General features: G+C 68.9%; 14 protein-coding genes. 5 read left to right on the top strand and 9 right to left on the bottom strand.

Annotation, left to right across the window (positions count from 1 at the left end):
- Positions 1–2: 2 nt before the first annotated feature.
- The 7 genes from C5O79_RS19040 to C5O79_RS19010 form a co-directional block, all read right to left on the bottom strand.
- On the bottom strand, positions 3–1,157 hold the full coding sequence (locus tag C5O79_RS19040; RefSeq protein WP_046547686.1) for an ABC transporter permease: 1,155 nt from the start codon (positions 1,155–1,157) through the stop codon (positions 3–5).
- Entirely contained in the window at positions 1,154–2,113 is a 960-nt protein-coding gene (locus C5O79_RS19035; protein WP_046547687.1) for an ABC transporter ATP-binding protein, read from the bottom strand. The genes C5O79_RS19040 and C5O79_RS19035 overlap by 4 nt, the downstream gene beginning before the upstream one ends.
- Positions 2,110–3,075: an HlyD family efflux transporter periplasmic adaptor subunit gene (locus C5O79_RS19030; protein WP_047850073.1), complete on the bottom strand. Its 966-nt coding sequence runs from the start codon at positions 3,073–3,075 to the stop codon at positions 2,110–2,112. Before C5O79_RS19030 ends, C5O79_RS19035 begins: the two co-directional genes overlap by 4 nt.
- Entirely contained in the window at positions 3,072–3,770 is a 699-nt protein-coding gene (locus tag C5O79_RS19025) for a TetR/AcrR family transcriptional regulator (RefSeq protein WP_122475691.1), read from the bottom strand. Before C5O79_RS19025 ends, C5O79_RS19030 begins: the two co-directional genes overlap by 4 nt.
- A gap of 267 nt (positions 3,771–4,037) precedes the next feature.
- Positions 4,038–4,460: a cupin domain-containing protein gene (locus C5O79_RS19020; RefSeq protein ID WP_047850071.1), complete on the bottom strand. Its 423-nt coding sequence runs from the start codon at positions 4,458–4,460 to the stop codon at positions 4,038–4,040.
- Between the two features lie 10 nt (positions 4,461–4,470).
- On the bottom strand, positions 4,471–4,908 hold the full coding sequence (locus C5O79_RS19015) for a carboxymuconolactone decarboxylase family protein (protein WP_006479143.1): 438 nt from the start codon (positions 4,906–4,908) through the stop codon (positions 4,471–4,473).
- Positions 4,909–5,002: 94 nt separating this feature from the next.
- The gene (locus C5O79_RS19010) at positions 5,003–6,487 is read right to left on the bottom strand and encodes a PLP-dependent aminotransferase family protein (RefSeq protein ID WP_047850070.1); all 1,485 of its coding nucleotides are present in this window, start codon (positions 6,485–6,487) and stop codon (positions 5,003–5,005) included.
- A gap of 232 nt (positions 6,488–6,719) precedes the next feature.
- Between C5O79_RS19010 and C5O79_RS19005 the strand changes: the two genes are divergently transcribed.
- Together C5O79_RS19005 and C5O79_RS19000 are read left to right on the top strand one after the other, a co-directional pair.
- On the top strand, positions 6,720–7,637 hold the full coding sequence (locus tag C5O79_RS19005) for a LysR family transcriptional regulator (protein WP_046547692.1): 918 nt from the start codon (positions 6,720–6,722) through the stop codon (positions 7,635–7,637).
- A gap of 151 nt (positions 7,638–7,788) precedes the next feature.
- The gene (locus C5O79_RS19000; protein ID WP_039356765.1) at positions 7,789–8,538 is read left to right on the top strand and encodes an SDR family oxidoreductase; all 750 of its coding nucleotides are present in this window, start codon (positions 7,789–7,791) and stop codon (positions 8,536–8,538) included.
- Positions 8,539–8,634: 96 nt separating this feature from the next.
- On the opposite strand, the gene C5O79_RS18995 is transcribed toward C5O79_RS19000, so the two are convergent.
- The gene (locus C5O79_RS18995; protein ID WP_122475693.1) at positions 8,635–10,272 is read right to left on the bottom strand and encodes a glycoside hydrolase family 32 protein; all 1,638 of its coding nucleotides are present in this window, start codon (positions 10,270–10,272) and stop codon (positions 8,635–8,637) included.
- Positions 10,273–10,448: 176 nt separating this feature from the next.
- A complete protein-coding gene (locus C5O79_RS18990; RefSeq protein ID WP_046547694.1) occupies positions 10,449–12,026 on the bottom strand; it encodes a glycoside hydrolase family 68 protein in 1,578 nt (525 codons plus the stop codon).
- Positions 12,027–12,198: 172 nt separating this feature from the next.
- Here C5O79_RS18990 and C5O79_RS18985 point away from each other — a divergent pair, with 172 nt between their 5' ends.
- The 3 genes from C5O79_RS18985 to C5O79_RS18975 all read left to right on the top strand — a co-directional run bounded on the left by C5O79_RS18985 (position 12,199) and on the right by C5O79_RS18975 (position 15,582).
- On the top strand, positions 12,199–13,227 hold the full coding sequence (locus C5O79_RS18985; protein WP_122475695.1) for a substrate-binding domain-containing protein: 1,029 nt from the start codon (positions 12,199–12,201) through the stop codon (positions 13,225–13,227).
- A gap of 416 nt (positions 13,228–13,643) precedes the next feature.
- On the top strand, positions 13,644–14,330 hold the full coding sequence (locus C5O79_RS18980; RefSeq protein WP_046547696.1) for a type 1 glutamine amidotransferase domain-containing protein: 687 nt from the start codon (positions 13,644–13,646) through the stop codon (positions 14,328–14,330).
- A gap of 142 nt (positions 14,331–14,472) precedes the next feature.
- Positions 14,473–15,582 (top strand): NADH:flavin oxidoreductase/NADH oxidase, encoded by a 1,110-nt coding sequence (locus C5O79_RS18975; RefSeq protein ID WP_122475697.1) that lies wholly within the window; start codon positions 14,473–14,475, stop codon positions 15,580–15,582.
- The last annotated feature ends 53 nt before the right edge of the window (positions 15,583–15,635 follow it).

Genomic DNA, 15,635 nt, shown 5'->3' with positions numbered 1-15,635 from the left:
ACCTAGTCGAGCGTACGCCGGTAGAACCGCAGCGCGACGCCCATCACGACGACGGTGAACAGCGCGACCGGCCACACGGACGGCCACAGGTCGCTCCAGCCGTTGCCTTTCAGCAGGATGCCGCGCACGAGGCGGTTGAAGTAGGTGAGCGGCAGCAGGTTGCCGATGAACTGCGCCCACTTCGGCATCCCGGCGAACGGGAACATGAAGCCCGACAGCAGGATGTTCGGCAGGAAATAGAACACCGCGAGCTGCATCGACTGCAACTGGTTTTGCGCGAGCGACGACAGCGTGATGCCGACCGTCAGGTTCGCGGCGATGAACAGCAGCGCGGACAGGTAGATGGCGAACACGCCGCCGACGAACGGCACCTCGAACACGAAGCGGGCAGCCGCGAGAATGATCGACACCTGGATCAGCCCGATCAGCACGTACGGGACGATCTTGCCCGTCATGACCTCGAGCGGCCGCACGGGCGTCGCGAGAAGATTCTCCATCGTGCCGCGCTCGCGTTCGCGGGTGATCGCGAGGCCCGTCATCATCACCATCGTCATCGTCAGGATCACGCCCATCAGGCCCGGCACGACGTTGTACTGGGTGATGCCCTCGGGGTTGTACAGCCGGTGCAGCACGACGTCGAACGCGGCCGGGCGGCCGTTCAGGTGGGCGAGCGGGCCGGTCAGGTCCTTGTCCGCGACCGGCTGCACGAGGCCGGACAGCGCGCCGATCGCCGACGCGGTCGCGACGGGATCGGTGGCGTCCGCCTCGACGAGCAGCGACGGCCGCTCGCCGCGCAGCAGCCGGCGCGAGAAGTCGGCCGGCACGTTCAAGACGAACAGCACGTCGCCGCGTGCGAGCGCGCGGCGGCCGGCCGCTTCGTCGGGCAGCGTCTCGACGACGTCGAAGTACGCGGAATTGCGCATCGCGGCGACGAAGCTGCGCGCGAACGGGCTCGCATCGGCGACGATCACCGCAGTGGGCAGGTGTTTCGGATCGGTGTTGATCGCGAAGCCGAACAGCGCGAGCTGGATGATCGGCACGCCGACGATCATCGCGAACGTCACGCGGTCGCGCCGCAGCTGCAGGAATTCCTTCAGCACGATGCTCCACCAGCGGGCGACCGAGAACGCGTCGCGCAGGCGCGCCCACGCGTTCATGACGATGCTCCGCGGGGCGGCCCGGAGGCACGGCCCATCATGTAGATGAAGACATCCTCGAGCCCTGTGTCGATCGGCGCGACCTGCAGCGCGGCAGGCCCGTCGGCTTGCGCCGCGACCTGCGCGAGCGTCGCGTCGAGCTGCGCGCGATCGCGGCCGCTCACGTGCAGCGCCGAGCCGAACACGACCGTCTGGTCGACGCCCGGCATCGTGCGCAGGCGCGCGGACAGTTCGCTCAGATGCGCACCGGTGATCGCGCGGGTCGCGAGCCCTTGAGACGCGACGATCTCCGCCGACGTGCCCTGCGCGAGCAGCTCGCCGTACGCGATGTACGCAAGCTTGTGGCAGCGCTCGGCCTCGTCCATGTAGTGCGTGCTGACGAGCACCGAGATCCCTTGCGCGGCCAGCCGATGCAGTTCTTCCCAGAAGTCGCGGCGCGCGGCCGGATCGACGCCGGCCGTCGGCTCGTCGAGCAGCAATAGCGCCGGCTCGTGCAGCATGCAGGCGGCCAGCGCGAGGCGCTGCTTCCAGCCGCCCGACAGCGCGCCCGTGAGCTGGTCCGCGCGGCTCGCGAGGCCGAGCCCGTCGAGTGCGCGCGCGACGGCCGCCTTGCGGTCGGGCATCCCGTACACGCGCGCGACGAAATCGAGGTTCTCGCGGATCGACAGGTCTTCCCAGTACGAGAAGCGCTGCGTCATGTAGCCGACGCGCCGCTTGATCTGCGCGCTGTCGCGCACGATGTCGTAGCCGAGGCAGGTGCCGCTGCCCGAGTCGGGCGTGAGCAGCCCGCACATCATCCGGATCGACGTGGTCTTGCCGCTGCCGTTCGGCCCGAGAAAGCCGAAGATCTCGCCGCGCGCAACGCGCAGCGACACGTCCTTCACGACGTGCTTGTCGCCGAAATGCTTGTTCAGGCGATCGACGTCGATCGCGTACGGTGCCGGCGGCGCGTTCACGGCACCCTCACGGCGACGGGCTGGCCCGGATGGAGCTTCGCCGCGTCGGCGACGGCCGGGCGCGCCTCGATCATGAACACGAGCTTGGTCCGGCTTTCGTTGCTGTAGATCACGGGCGGCGTGTATTCGGCCTCGCTCGAGACATAGGTGACGCGCGCGGTCACGTCGGCCGCACAGCCGTCGCAGTGGATCGCGACCGTGCGCCCCGGCGCGAGCGATGCGATGGCGGCCTCCGGCACGAAGAAGCGCACCTTCAGGTTTTGCGGCGGCAGCATCTGCACGACCGGATTGCCGGCCTGCACCCATTCGCCGACGCGGTACAGCGTGTCGTACACGCGCCCGGCCGCGGGTGCGGCGACGCGCTTCTGATCGAGCTTCCATTGCGCCTCGGCGACTGCCGCCTGAGCGGCGTCGACCTGCGCGGCCTGCGCGGCGACCTGCTGCGCGCGTCCCGGCAGACGCGCGACGTCGACCTGTTTCTGAAGTTCGTGCATCTGCGCGGCGGTCGTTTGCGCGGACGTGCGCGAATCGTCGAGCTGTTGTTTCGACAGGCCGCCAGCCGCGTACTGGCTTTCGTCGCGCACGAGCTGAGCGGCGGCCCGGGCGGCTTGTGCGGTGGACTGCGCGAGCTGCGCCTGCGTGACCGCGATTTCCGGCGGGCGCTTGCCCGTCTGCAGATCGGCAAGCTGCGCGCGGGCGGCCGCGAGCTGGTGCTGCGCCTGCAGCAGCGCGGCCGTTTCGCTGACGGCTTCGAGCGAGAAGGCCGGCGCGCCGGCAGCGAGGGCCTGGCCGCGCGCGACCGACAACTGCGTGAGCGTGCCCGATTGCGACGACGACAGGTACACGAACTCGCCTTCGACGTAGCCCTGGTAGGTCGTGCCGTTGCTCGCTTGCCGTCCGCAACCGGCGAGCAGCGCGACGGCGGCGGCCAGCGCGAGCGGCAACGCGCGGGCCGGGTTCACGACCGCCTCCGTCGCGAGCGGACCGGCGCGCGAGGCGGAGCGGCCGGCGGCTGCAGGCCCGAACCGAGCAGTGCGCGGACATGGCGATGCAGCACGTCGCGGTCGATCGGCGGCAGGCCGCGCGCGCTTTGCCACAGTTTCGCGGTCGCGAGCGGCAGCATCACCAGCGCGATGATCGAATGGAACAGGAACGCGGGTTCGAGCGCGGGGTTCAGCGTGCCGGCCTGTTGCGCGCCGCGGATGCGTTCGGCGAAGCGCCCGATATGTTCGAGCGGAATGCGCCGGACCATCCGCTCGCGCAGCAGCCCGCCCTCATGGATGATCTCGCGCAACCAGATCGACGGTAGCCACGGCATGCGGTGCGTGACGTCGAAGAAGCGGTCGACGAGTTCGGCGACGAGCGCGAACGGGTCGTTTTCGACCTGCGGCTCGGTCGGTCGCCACACGAACGCGATGACCTGCACGAGCCGCTCCTCGACGATCGCGTCGAGCAGTTGCTCGCGATTCGTGAAGTAGTAGTGGACCATCGCCGACGTGACGCCGGCGGCGGCGGCGATCTGCGCGACCGTCGTCGCGGCGATGCCGCGCTCGGCGAACAACTGCATCGCGACGTCGAGCATGTGGTCGCGCAGGTCGAAATCGTCGACCGACGGGCGGCGCCCGCGCGGCCTGGCGACGGTGGATTTCGCGTTCATGAAATCGACGCTAATTGATGAGTTAGTTAATTTCAAGGAAGGGTTTTCGCCGGAGTTGATCGCGATCAGGCGAGCGTCGAATGCGGACGCGGGCGGGCGAGGCGGGGACGTGACGCGGCGCGGTGCGGCAAACCGGTGGCGGAGTGTAGGGAGCAGCTAATGGAGAAGCGGCGAGCGTGGCGGGGCCACGGCACGGAACCGGCAGGGAGCCCGCTCGTGAAGCGAGGGCGCGTGCCTGGACGATGGCACGCCCCCCCCGTAAAGCGGTTACTGATCGATCGGCGACGTCAGCGGCACGTGTTCGCCGGTCAGCCCGAACACGACGAGCTGCGCTGGCTCGGTCGCGCTCGCGTTGCGCGACACCTGGTGGCGTGAGCCGGGCGCCTCGTACCAGCCCTCACCGGCGCGGTAGCGGTGCAGCGGGCCGCCGTTCACCTGCGACAGCACTTCGCCTTTCGACACGACCGCGAACACCGAGCCGAGGTGCTGGTGGGCGTCGGAGGCCTGGCCGGGCGCATAGTCGACGGTCGCGACGACCGCGAGCTTGCCGGGCGCTTCGGGCACGGCCTGCTGCATGATCGTGTGCACGTTGTCGCGGGCATCGTGCGCCCGGGCAGCGGCCGGCAGGAGCGCGACGCCGGCCGCGAGCGATGCGCACAGGGCGGCGCGACGGAGCGTAGCGTCCATCATCGTCGGCTCCTTACTCGGGCATCTTGCGGAACGCGATCGCGAAGCGGTTCCACGAGTTGATCGTCGCGATCAGCATCGACAGGTCGAACAGCTCCTCATCGGTGAAGTGCGGCTTCACGGCTTCCCAGACGGCGTCGGGCACGTGGTTGCTGGCGACCAGCGTCAGCGCCTCGGTCCATTCCAGCGCCGCGCGTTCGCGCTCGGTGAAGAACGGCGTCTCGCGCCACGTGACGACGGTGGCCAGGCGGCGATCCGTTTCGCCGCCCTTGCGCGCGTCGGTCGTGTGCATGTCGACGCAGAACGCGCAGCCGTTGATCTGCGACGCGCGCAGCCGGACGAGTTCGGCGAGCGGCTTCTCGATCGAGCTCTTCGCGAGGAATTCCTCGGCGTTGCGCATCACCTTGATCGCATTCGGGCTGGCGGCGTAGAAGTTCAGGCGGGGTTGCATGGCAGGTCCTTTTTCGGTTGGAGCGCGCGGTGGCGCGACAGGACCCACTTTAAGACGCACACTGGCCTGCTTGAATGGCCAATTTCCGGAAAATTCAGGTAACCAGTGGCGAGCTGCCCATGGCGTCCGAATCCAGCAGGCCGGCCAGCGTCGCGAGCGCCGTGTCGATGCGCAGCGTGTCGATCCCGCCATAGCCGAACAGCAGCCCCGCACGGACCGGCACGCCGACGTGGAACGCCGAGATGCCGTACAGGCCGATGTCCTGCGCGCGGGCCGCGCGGACCAGCGCCGCTTCGTCGAGCCCCGGCTTCAGGTAGGCCGCGAGGTGGATGCCGGCGGTCGGCACGATCGCGTCGAACCACGGCGCGAGTTCGCCGCGCAGATGCGCGATCAGCATCTTGCGGCGTGCATCGTAGTGCTTCTGCGCGCGCTTCAGGTGCCGCGCGAAATCGCCTTCGAGCATGAAACGCGCAAGCGCCGCCTGCGTCAGCGTGCAGGTGTGCCAGTCGACGATCTGCTTCGCCTTGGTCAGCGCGCCGCGCAGCGCGCGCGGCGGAATCGCGTAGCCGATCCGCAGTTCCGGAAAGATCGTCTTCGAAAACGTGCCGACATACGCGACGAGCCCCGTGCGGTCGAGGCTCTTCAGCGATTCCACCGGCCGGCCCTCGAAGCGGAACTCGCCGTCGTAGTCGTCCTCGATGATCACCGCGCGGCGGCGCTGCGCCCATTCGAGCAGCGTGACGCGCCGGTCCAGCGTCATCGGCATCCCGAGCGGGAACTGATGCGACGGCGTCACGTAGACGAGGCGCGCGTCGTCGGGCAGCCGCTCCGTCACCAGCCCTTGCGCGTCGACCGGCACGCCGATCACCGTCGCGCCGAGCGACGCGAACGCGGCGCGCGCGGGCGGATAGCCGGGATCCTCGACCGCGACCACGTCGCCAGGCCGCACGACGACGCGGGCGATCAGGTCGAGCGCCTGTTGCGCGCCTTGCGTGACGAGCACGTCGTCCCAGCCGCTCGCGACCGCGCGGCTGAACGCGACGTAGCGCGCGATCGCGCCGCGCAACTGCGGATCGCCGGCCGGGTCGTGGTACCGGGCGGGGCCGCGCATCTGCTGGCGCAGCGCGTGATGCAGGCAGCGCCGCCACGCGTCGAACGGGAACAGCGCCTTGTCGGTCACGCCGCCGCGGAAGTCGAAGCCCGGCGCATCCTGCGGCGCGGGCATCGCGAGCGCGTCGGGCAACTCGTCCCACAGCGCGCGCGCATCGACCGCGTCGATGCGCGGCGTGTATTCGACGAGCGAGGGCGCCGACATGGCCGCCGCGTGCGGCACGCGCGCGAGGCCGTCGGCGACGAACGTGCCGTCGCCCGCGCGCGTCGTCAGGTAACCCTCGGCGACGAGACGCTCGAACGCGTCGAGCGTCGTCTTGCGCGATACGCCGAGCTGTTTCGCGAGGTCGCGCGTCGACGGCAGCCGCGCGCCGCCGGCGAGCCGCCCGTCGACGATCGCGGTGCGCAGTTGACGGAAGATCTGCCCCGTGAGGTCGTGACGGCCTTCGATACGGATCGCGATGTCCATCGCAGTGGTTACCTCGATTGCGTTCAATTCGTGCCGATCAGCATACCGGAAGTCGGCTGCGGCGTTGGCTTGGCGGCACGCCGGCACCGATCGCCAGGCCGCCAGGAATCGGAAAGGCGGGCGGAAGCGGCCGGACAGCCCAGTGACCGGCATCCGCTGCCCGTATCCTCCGATTGGACCCCGGCCCGCCGCTGCCTTACGATCCACGACAAACTCACACCGGAGCGTGCCCATGCTGTCCGAAGACGAACTTGCGCTGCTCGACGCGATCCGCGCCACCGGCAGCCTGTCGCGCGCGGCCGCGCGGCTCGGCAAGGCGCCGTCGACGGTGTCGCACGCGGCGCGCCAGCTCGAAACGCGCTTCGACGCACTGCTGTTCGACCGCCGCGGCTACCGGCTGCAGCTCACGCCGGCCGGCCAGTTGCTGACCGACGAAGCCGCGCGGCTGGCGCTGGACGTCGCACGGCTGACGCAGCGGGTGCGGCAGGTCGCGAGCGGCTGGGAGGACCGGCTGTGGATCGTCAGCGACGAGGTGCTGGAGTTCGACACGCTGCTGCCGGTCGTCCGCGCGTTCGATGCGCTCGACTCGGGCGTGTCGCTGCGTTTCACGCACGAAGTGCTCGGCGGGACCTGGGAAGCGCTGCGCGACGGGCGCGCGGACCTGGTGATCGGCGCGACCAACGAGCCGCCGGCGATTCCCGGTTTCAAGTGGTTCGAGCTGGGTGCGATGGAGTGGGTGTTCGCGGTGTCGCCGCGCCATCCGCTGGCCGCCGTGAGCGGCGCGCTGACGCGGGACGCGATCGGTGCGCACCGGGCCGTCGTCGTCGCCGATTCGTCGCGGCGCGCGGCCGGCCGCGCGTATGGCCTGCTCGGCGGGCAGGCCGTGCTGGCGGTGCCGTCGATGCGTGCGAAGATCCTCGCGCAGCGTGACGGGCTCGGCGTCGGCTGGGTGCCGCGCCGGCGTGTGGCGTCGCTGCTCGCGCGCGGCGAACTCGTGGAAAGGCAGACGGCCGATCCGCGCGAGCCGAACCTGCTGTATGTCGCATGGCACGGCGACCGGGACGGCCGCGCACTGCAATGGTGGCTCGAGCAATTGCGCGAGCCGCGGCTCGCGCAGCGCCTGCTCGACGGCATCGACGTGGCCGGCTGACGCAGCACGGAACAGGACAGGGCAAGCGAACCCGCCCGCCTAAACACGTTCGAAGATTTCGAACATGTTCGTCACGCCCGTCGTACGGCACGACCGGGCGCCGCGCGCATCCTGTGTTCACGGTCAACTCACCGGTTCACAGGAGAACATCATGCAACGCTTCGAAGGAAAGACGGTCCTCGTCACGGGTGGCAACAGCGGTATCGGCCTGGCGGCCGCCAAGGCATTCGCGGCAGAAGGCGCGCGCGTCATCATCACCGGGCGCGATGCGCAGACGCTCGAGGCCGCGCGGCAAACGCTCGGCGAAGGCGCGCTGGCGATCCGCAACGAGGCCGGCAGCGTCGCGTCGGCCCGTGCGCTGGCCGATGCAATCGCGTCGGCGGGGGCGCGTCTCGACGCCGTGTTCATCAACGCGGGCGTCGCGAAGCTCGCGCCGTTCGCCGACAGCGACGAGGCCATGTGGGATCTCGTGTTCAACACCAACGTGAAGGGCGCGTATTTCCAGATCCAGTCGCTGGTGCCGCTGCTGAACCGCGGCGCGTCGATCGTGATCAACGGCTCGATCAACGCGCACATCGGGATGCCCGGCTCGTCGGTGTATGCGGCGAGCAAGGCGGCCGTCAATTCGTTCGCGAAGACGCTGTCGACGGAGTTGCTGCCGCACGGCGTGCGCGTGAACGTCGTGAGCCCGGGGCCCGTGCAGACGCCGCTCTACGGCAAGCTCGGGCTCGACGCGGCCACGCTCGACGAAACGGCAGAGAAGATCAAGGGCCTCGTGCCGGTCGGCCGGTTCGGCACGCCGGACGAGATCGCGTCGACGGTGCTGCACCTCAGTGCGCCGGAATCCGCGTTCATCGTGGGCGCGGAGATCATCGCGTCGGGCGGGATGGGCTTGCTCTGATCGGTGGGGCTCACGCGGGGGCTGCAACCGACCGGCGTCATGCCGGACGGACAGCCCCCGTCTCATGCAGGACCAATGGCCGTCCGCCCATCGCATCTATCGCGCCGCACAGGCGCCATGCCCGTCACCACCGGCTTCGAGCTGCGTCACCGTGAGCCCGGAGAACGTCGCGCGGCCGTGTTCGGCGAACACGGCGACGCGGTCCGCATCGAGCGGCGGGAAGATCAGGTCGGTGAGCGCGACTCGGCCGCCGTTCGCGAACACTTCCACCGAACCGCGATCGACGACGATCTCGAGCCGCAACCGCCCATGCTCGAGCGGCAGGTCCACGATGTGTTCGCGGCTGAACGTGTCGGCGAAATTGGTTACGCCGGACATCGAACGGTCGAGCGTCAGCGTGCGCTTTGCCGTGTCGTACACGATCCGGGTGCCGACCGAGCCATCCGCCGAGCGCCGGACGATCAGGCCTGCCCGTGCCGCATGCTGCGGCGCGATCGTGACCGTGATGCGCTGGACGACGCCGCGCGTCGCGGCCGACAGCGCGCGCGTCGTGGAATCGACCGTGAGGTCGCCTTCATGCACGGCGGGCCTGCCGTCCGCCCAGGCATCGAACGCGGCGGCCGGTTCGACGACGAGCGTCGGTTCGCCGTCGATCGTTTTCAGCGACAGTTCGCGCGGCAGGGTCGTCGCGCCGCGCCACGGCGTGGTCGGCACTTTCGCCGCGTAATCCCAGTTGCTCATCCACGCGATCGCGACCGGCCGTGAGCCGGGCGCGCCCGAAAAGGTGCCGGCTGCGTAGAAATCCGCGCCATGATCGACCCAGCGGAATTGCGCGGGATCCGAGCCGGCGGGCGCAACGCGATCCGGCGTAAACGTGCGGCCGTCGAAGTCGCCGACGAAGTACATCGCGCCGGAGCCGCCGGCGATCGACCACGGATTGACGTTGACGATCATCACCCAACGGATGCGGGCGGGGTCGCCGTCGAGCGGAAGCGGCACCAGGTCGGGCATTTCCCACAGCGTGCCGTCGTGCGGCACGCCCGGCCGCGTGAAGTCGCTGAGGAAATTCCAGTGGATCAGGTCGTCCGAGCGATAGAGCTTCACGACGTGCGCGTCGGCAACGACCGTCGTCATCAGCCAGTAGCCGCCCGGCGCATACCACGACACTTTCGGATCGCGAAATTGCTTCGATTCCGGATCGAGCGTCAGCACCGGATTGTGTGCGTACGGCTGCCAGGTCGCGCCGTGATCGAGGCTGTACGCGAGCGATTGCGCCTGGACGCCCGGCGCGTGACCGGAGCCCGTCTTGTACACGCTCGTATAAAGCGCGACGAGCGGCGTGTGGCCCGGCGTGCCGAGCCCGGACGTATTGAGCGTGTCGGCGACGATCGAGCCCGAGAAGATTTCCTCCGTCGCGTTCGCGCGCATCGCGACCGGCTGCTCGCGCCAGTGGACGAGATCGGTGCTCGTCGCATGGCCCCACGACATGTTGCCCCAGTCGTTGCCGAGCGGATTGTATTGATAGAACAGGTGATAGCGGCCGTTGTCGTAGACGAGGCCGTTCGGGTCGTTCATCCAGTTGCGCTGCGGCGTGTAGTGGAGCGCGGGCCGCCATTGCGGTGTGCCCTGTTCAGCCGGTGCGTTGCAAGGCGCGGCAGCGACCTGGGTGCAGGCCACGCAGGCGAGCAGCAACCGGGTGATCCGGATGGAAAAGCGGAAAGACGTCGATATCATGCGGGGGGCCGTGCTTCGTCGTGCAAAGCGGGAAAGGAGGGCGCATGCCGCCTTCAACGGCGATGCGCACCATGGATGGAAGAAAAAAGAGGAGGCGCGCACGCGACACGCGCGATAGGCGCCTCCCTAACCCCGTGCCTCTACCAGCGTTCGTTATTGTTGGGTATCCCGATTTTTCACTGGCCGTTGCCGCCGTTGTGGCCGGCGCCGGTCGCGGGCAGGTTCGCCGGAATGTCGCCGTAGCCGCCGAGCCCGCCGCGTCCATAGGCGCGATCGACCGCCGTCGACGTTCCGTTGATGTTGACCTTCACCGTCGGCGCGAGCGTGCCGCCGCGGCGCGCGCCGATCGCATCGATGAACGACTCGACGAGCCCGCCCGGCATCACGTAGTGCGAATACGACTGGAATTCACGCGGGTTCTGGTTCGGATCCTGCGAGTACGGCGCGCCGGCCGGCGCGGAGAAGTCGGTCGGGTTGCCGAGCACGAGGCCGCTGCCGCCGTTCAGCGGCAGGAAGTCGCTGCGGATGCCGTTGCCCACGAAGCCGTACACGCCGTCCGGCCCGTCGACGCCGGCGGCCATCGTCGTGCGGTGGCTGATCGTGAACAGGTAGTACTTGCCGTCCTTCAGGTAGATCTGCGGGCGCTCGGTCTGGTCGTCGACGCAGTTCGCCGACAGGATCGGCGGCAGGAACTTCCACTCGGTCAATTGCGGGTTCGTCGCGACCGCCAGGCCGACATTGGCCTTTTGATACACTGCGCCCGAATTCATCACCGCGTTGAGATCTTCCTTGTACGGATCGTTCGGCGCGTAGCCGAGATCGGCTTCGTTGCAGGTGCGTGCGCCGCGCGGGCCGCCCGTGTTGCCCTCGAAGACCATGTAGGTCTTGCCGGGGTGCGCCGGATCGGTGAACACGAACGGGTCGCGGAACGAGAAGTAGGTGTTCTGCTGGCCGGACTGGTAGTAGTTGCCGTCCGGTTGCAGCAGCGCCTTGTGATCGTCGAAGCCGCTGAACCAGACGTGCGTGGCGTCGGCGTGGATATGGCCGTCGGTGCGCGTGATGATCGCCTGCGGCGGCGTGATGTCGGCGCCGCCGGGCGCCGAGCGGTTGAACGACGTCGCGGTGTAGTAGAGGCTGACGTTGTCGCCTTGCGTGAGGCGCGCGGAGCCTGACCATTCGGCGTTGTTGGTCATCGGCGCGGTGCCGAACACCTTGGCGCTGGCGCCGTCGGGGAACAGGTGGCCGCCCCAGGTCCAGCCGCCGTTCGCGGGGCGCTGCGACGCGGGGATGCCCGCGCGACGGTAGAAGAAGCCGATGCGCGCATGGACGTGACGGTCGTCGAACGTGTAGCCCGCATGCGGATCGGCGGTGAGCGAGAAGATCACCTCCCAGCCCTTGTAGCTGAGCTGGTTCGCGCGCAGGTCGGCCAGCGGCCACGTGTCCCACACCCACACGTTCGAATTGATCAGCGGGAAATCCTGCGGGATGTCAGGCATCGTCAGCGCCTGCGGCAGCGAGTTCTTGTCGGCGCCGGCGGTATGCGACTGCGCGACGATCTGGCGAATGTCCGCCCGCGTCCAGCGCATCGTGAAGTTGCCTTCGGGATCGTAGGCCTGTTGCGTATGGGGCGTGGGCATGGGCGCGCCCGTGCCGCCGGACTGCGCATGCGCGACGGACGCGAAGGCGGCGAGTGCGCCGCCAGCGAGGAACAAGCGTTGGGCCGCCGTCGGGCGGAAAAGGGAAAAGTATGTCATCTCGTCGTCGTTTCCTGAAAAGGTGAAAGTGAACGGCTGAGTGGGCATCGATGTCCAAACCGGTTTGGATGCTATTTCAAACCGGTTTGGACGTCAAAAGATAATTATTTGACGGTAATCACTACCGAGCGGAAATAATTGCCGCCAATCGGCATGCCGTGCGGCACATGGAATGCGAGGAACGACGGTGAAGGTGAATCTAAAGGCGCTATCGGACGCGCTCGGGCTGTCGCGGACGACGGTCAGCCGCGCGCTGAACGGTTACGACGACGTCAGCGAGGCCACGCGCGAGCGCGTGGCGCGGGCCGCCCGGGAAATGGGCTATGTGGCGGATCCGACCGCGCGCCGGCTCGCGACCGGGCGGGCGGACATGATCGGGATCGTCTACCCGTTCGGCGCGGGCGATCTCGGCGATCCGCGTTTCGGCGAGGTCGTCGCGGGCATCACCGAGCGGCTCGCGGAACGCAATCTCGATTTCATCATCGCGTCGGCGCGCCCGAACGCGGAACTGGACACCTATCGGCGCATCGTCGACGGCAAACTCGTCGACGGCCTGATCGTCGCACGCACGCTGGTCGACGATCCGCGCATCGCGTATCTGCAAGAGAGCGCGTTTCCGTACGTGGCCTACGGCCGGACGCAGGTGGCCGAGCCGTATGCGTGGTTCGACTTCGACAACGAGGCCGGCGCGCGGGACGCGGTGCGTCGGCTGACGGCGTTCGGGCATCGACGCATTGCGATGATCAGCGCGCCGCTGGCGCTGAATTTCGCCGCGCAGCGCCGTGCAGGCTATCTGTCGGCCCTGCGCGAAGCCGGTATCGAGCCGGATCCGGCGCTGCTGGTCGAGTGTCCGTTTACGCACGACGGCGGGCTGCAGGCGGCGCGGGCGCTGCTCGCGCGCGACGAGCGGCCGACGGCGCTGCTGGTCGACAACAATATCGCGGGCGGCGGCGCGTTTCGGGCGCTCGTGGACAGCGGGCTGCGCCTGGGCGAGGGCATGTCGCTGATCGTCTACGACGGCGTGCCGCCGGGCCTCGCGCATCCGCATCGCGTGACGGCGGTCGTGCAGCCGACCGGCCACGCGTCGGGGCGCGCGCTGGCGGAACTGATGCTGCGGCTGCTGGGCGACGGTGTTCGCGAGCAGCGGCTCGAAGCACCGGCGATCGAGGCGGGTGACACGGACGGTCCGTTGCGCGGCTAGCCGCCACGGCGCAGGTGAGGGGCGCGAGCGACGGCAGATGCCGGCGGTTCGCGCTCCACCGAAAAGGCCATGACGACGGCAGGGGCGATTGTTCGTTTACTAGACGACCGGTCTAATCCGGGGCTATCATCCGTTCCGATGAATGCGACGACGTCCGCGGCGCATGCAACGAAGACACGAAAATGCCATCCGGATGCCATTTCGCGCTGTGATGCTGATGATGCAGCGAGACGCCGTCGTTTTATTTCGAATTGTTCTAGACGACTGGTCTAATAGATGCGGGCCGCATTCGGATGCACGGGTCGCACGTTGACGCGTCACAGCTGACTAACCGACAGGCGTGCCGCGCCGACCGGGCGGATTTGCCGGTCGAGCGGCCCCGTTCCCGTCATCCATTTTCGAAGGAGTGTCCGATCATGAAGATTCTGGTTGTCCTGACCTCGCACGACACGCTCGGCGACACCGGCAAGAAGACCGGCTTCTGGCTCGAGGAACTGGCCGCGCCGTATTACACGTTCAAGGATGCGGGCGTCGAGCTGACGCTCGCGTCGCCGAAGGGCGGCCAGCCGCCGCTCGACCCGAAAAGCAGCGACCCGACGGCCCAGACCGACGCGACGCGCCGCTTCGACGCCGACGCGGCGGCCAAGGCCGAGCTGGCTTCGACGCGCAAGCTCGCCGACGTGTCCATCGACGACTACGACGCCGTGTTCTATCCGGGCGGCCACGGCCCGCTGTGGGATCTTGCCGAGGATCTGCATTCGATCGGCCTGATCGAGCGCGCGCTGGCGGCCGGCAAGCCGGTCGCGGCCGTGTGCCACGCGCCGGGCGTGCTGCGTCACGTGAAGAACCCGCAGACCGGCGAATCGGTCGTGCGCGGCAAGCGTGTGACGGGCTTCACCAACAGCGAGGAAGCGGCCGTCGAACTGACGGAAGTCGTGCCGTTCCTGGTCGAGGACATGCTGAAGACCAACGGCGCGGAGTTCGAGCGCAGCGCCGACTGGGCGCCGCATGTCGTCACCGACGGGCTGCTGATCACGGGGCAGAACCCCGCGTCGTCGGAGCCTGCCGCCGAGGCGCTGCTCGCGCAGCTCGGCCGCCGTTGAGCCAGGGGCGCCGGCCGGGCCGGCGCCATCCCGCATCCGTCGTCGGGTGCAAGCCGGCCCGTCGACGGCCCGAATCGTTCCGTCGTGCACGTTGCACGACGTGTTCCCAGTCGTTTTGCAGAACCAAGCAAAGGAGCCGTGGATGTCTGCCCTGTTCGAACCGTTCAAACTCAAGGATGTCACGCTGCGCAACCGCATCGCGGTGCCGCCGATGTGCCAGTACGTCGCCGAGGACGGCGTCGTCAACGACTGGCATCACGTGCATCTGGCCGGCATCGCGCGTGGCGGTGCGGGCCTCGTGATCGCCGAGGCGACGGCCGTGTCGCCGGAAGGGCGCATCACGCCGGGCTGCGCGGGGCTGTGGAACGATGCGCAGGCCGAAGCGTTCGCGCCGTCGGTCGCGGCGATCAAGGCGGCCGGTGCGGTGCCCGGCATCCAGATCGCGCACGCGGGCCGCAAGGCGAGCGCGAACCGTCCGTGGGAAGGCGACGACCATATCGCCGACGGCGATCCGCGCGGCTGGCAGACCATCGCGCCGTCGGCCGTGCCGTTCGGCGCGCATCTGCCGAAGACGCCGCGCGCGATGACGCGCGACGACATTGCACGCGTGCAGGCCGACTTCGTTGCGTCGGCGATGCGTGCGCGCGACCTGGGCTTCGAATGGCTCGAACTGCACTTCGCGCACGGCTATCTCGGCCAGAGTTTCTTCTCGGTGCATGCGAACCAGCGTGACGACGAATACGGCGGCTCGGCCGAGAACCGCGGCCGCTTCCTCGTCGAGACGCTGGCGGCCGTGCGCAAGGTGTGGCCCGAGCATCTGCCGCTGACCGCGCGCTTCGGCGTGATCGAGTACGACGGCCGTGACGAGGAGACGCTCGCCGAATCGATCGCGCTCACGCAGCGGCTGAAGCAGGAAGGGCTCGACATGCTGAGCGTGTCGGTCGGTTTCTCGACGCCCGACGCGCAGATTCCGTGGGGCCCGGCGTTCCTCGCGCCGATCGCCGAGCGCGTGCGCCGCGAGGCCGGGCTGCCGGTGTCGTCCGCGTGGGGGATCGACACGCCGCAACTGGCGAACCGCGTGGTGGCGGAAGAGCAGCTCGATCTCGTGATGGTCGGCCGCGCGCATCTGGCCGATCCGCACTGGCCGTACTACGCGGCCAAGCAACTCGGCGTCGAGCGTCCGTCGTGGACGCTGCCCGCGCCGTACGCACACTGGCTCGAGCGTTACCGGACCGCCGACAAGGTGGCCTGAGCGGGCGGGATGCCGGGGCGGCGCGCGCATCACATGCGCCGCCGATCCGGCGC

This window comes from Burkholderia sp. SRS-25 (genome assembly GCF_004343765.1).
GTDB lineage: Bacteria > Pseudomonadota > Gammaproteobacteria > Burkholderiales > Burkholderiaceae > Burkholderia > Burkholderia contaminans.
The sequence above is the reverse complement of the archived record's forward strand: the minus strand, read 5'-3'. Positions and strand labels throughout refer to the sequence as shown.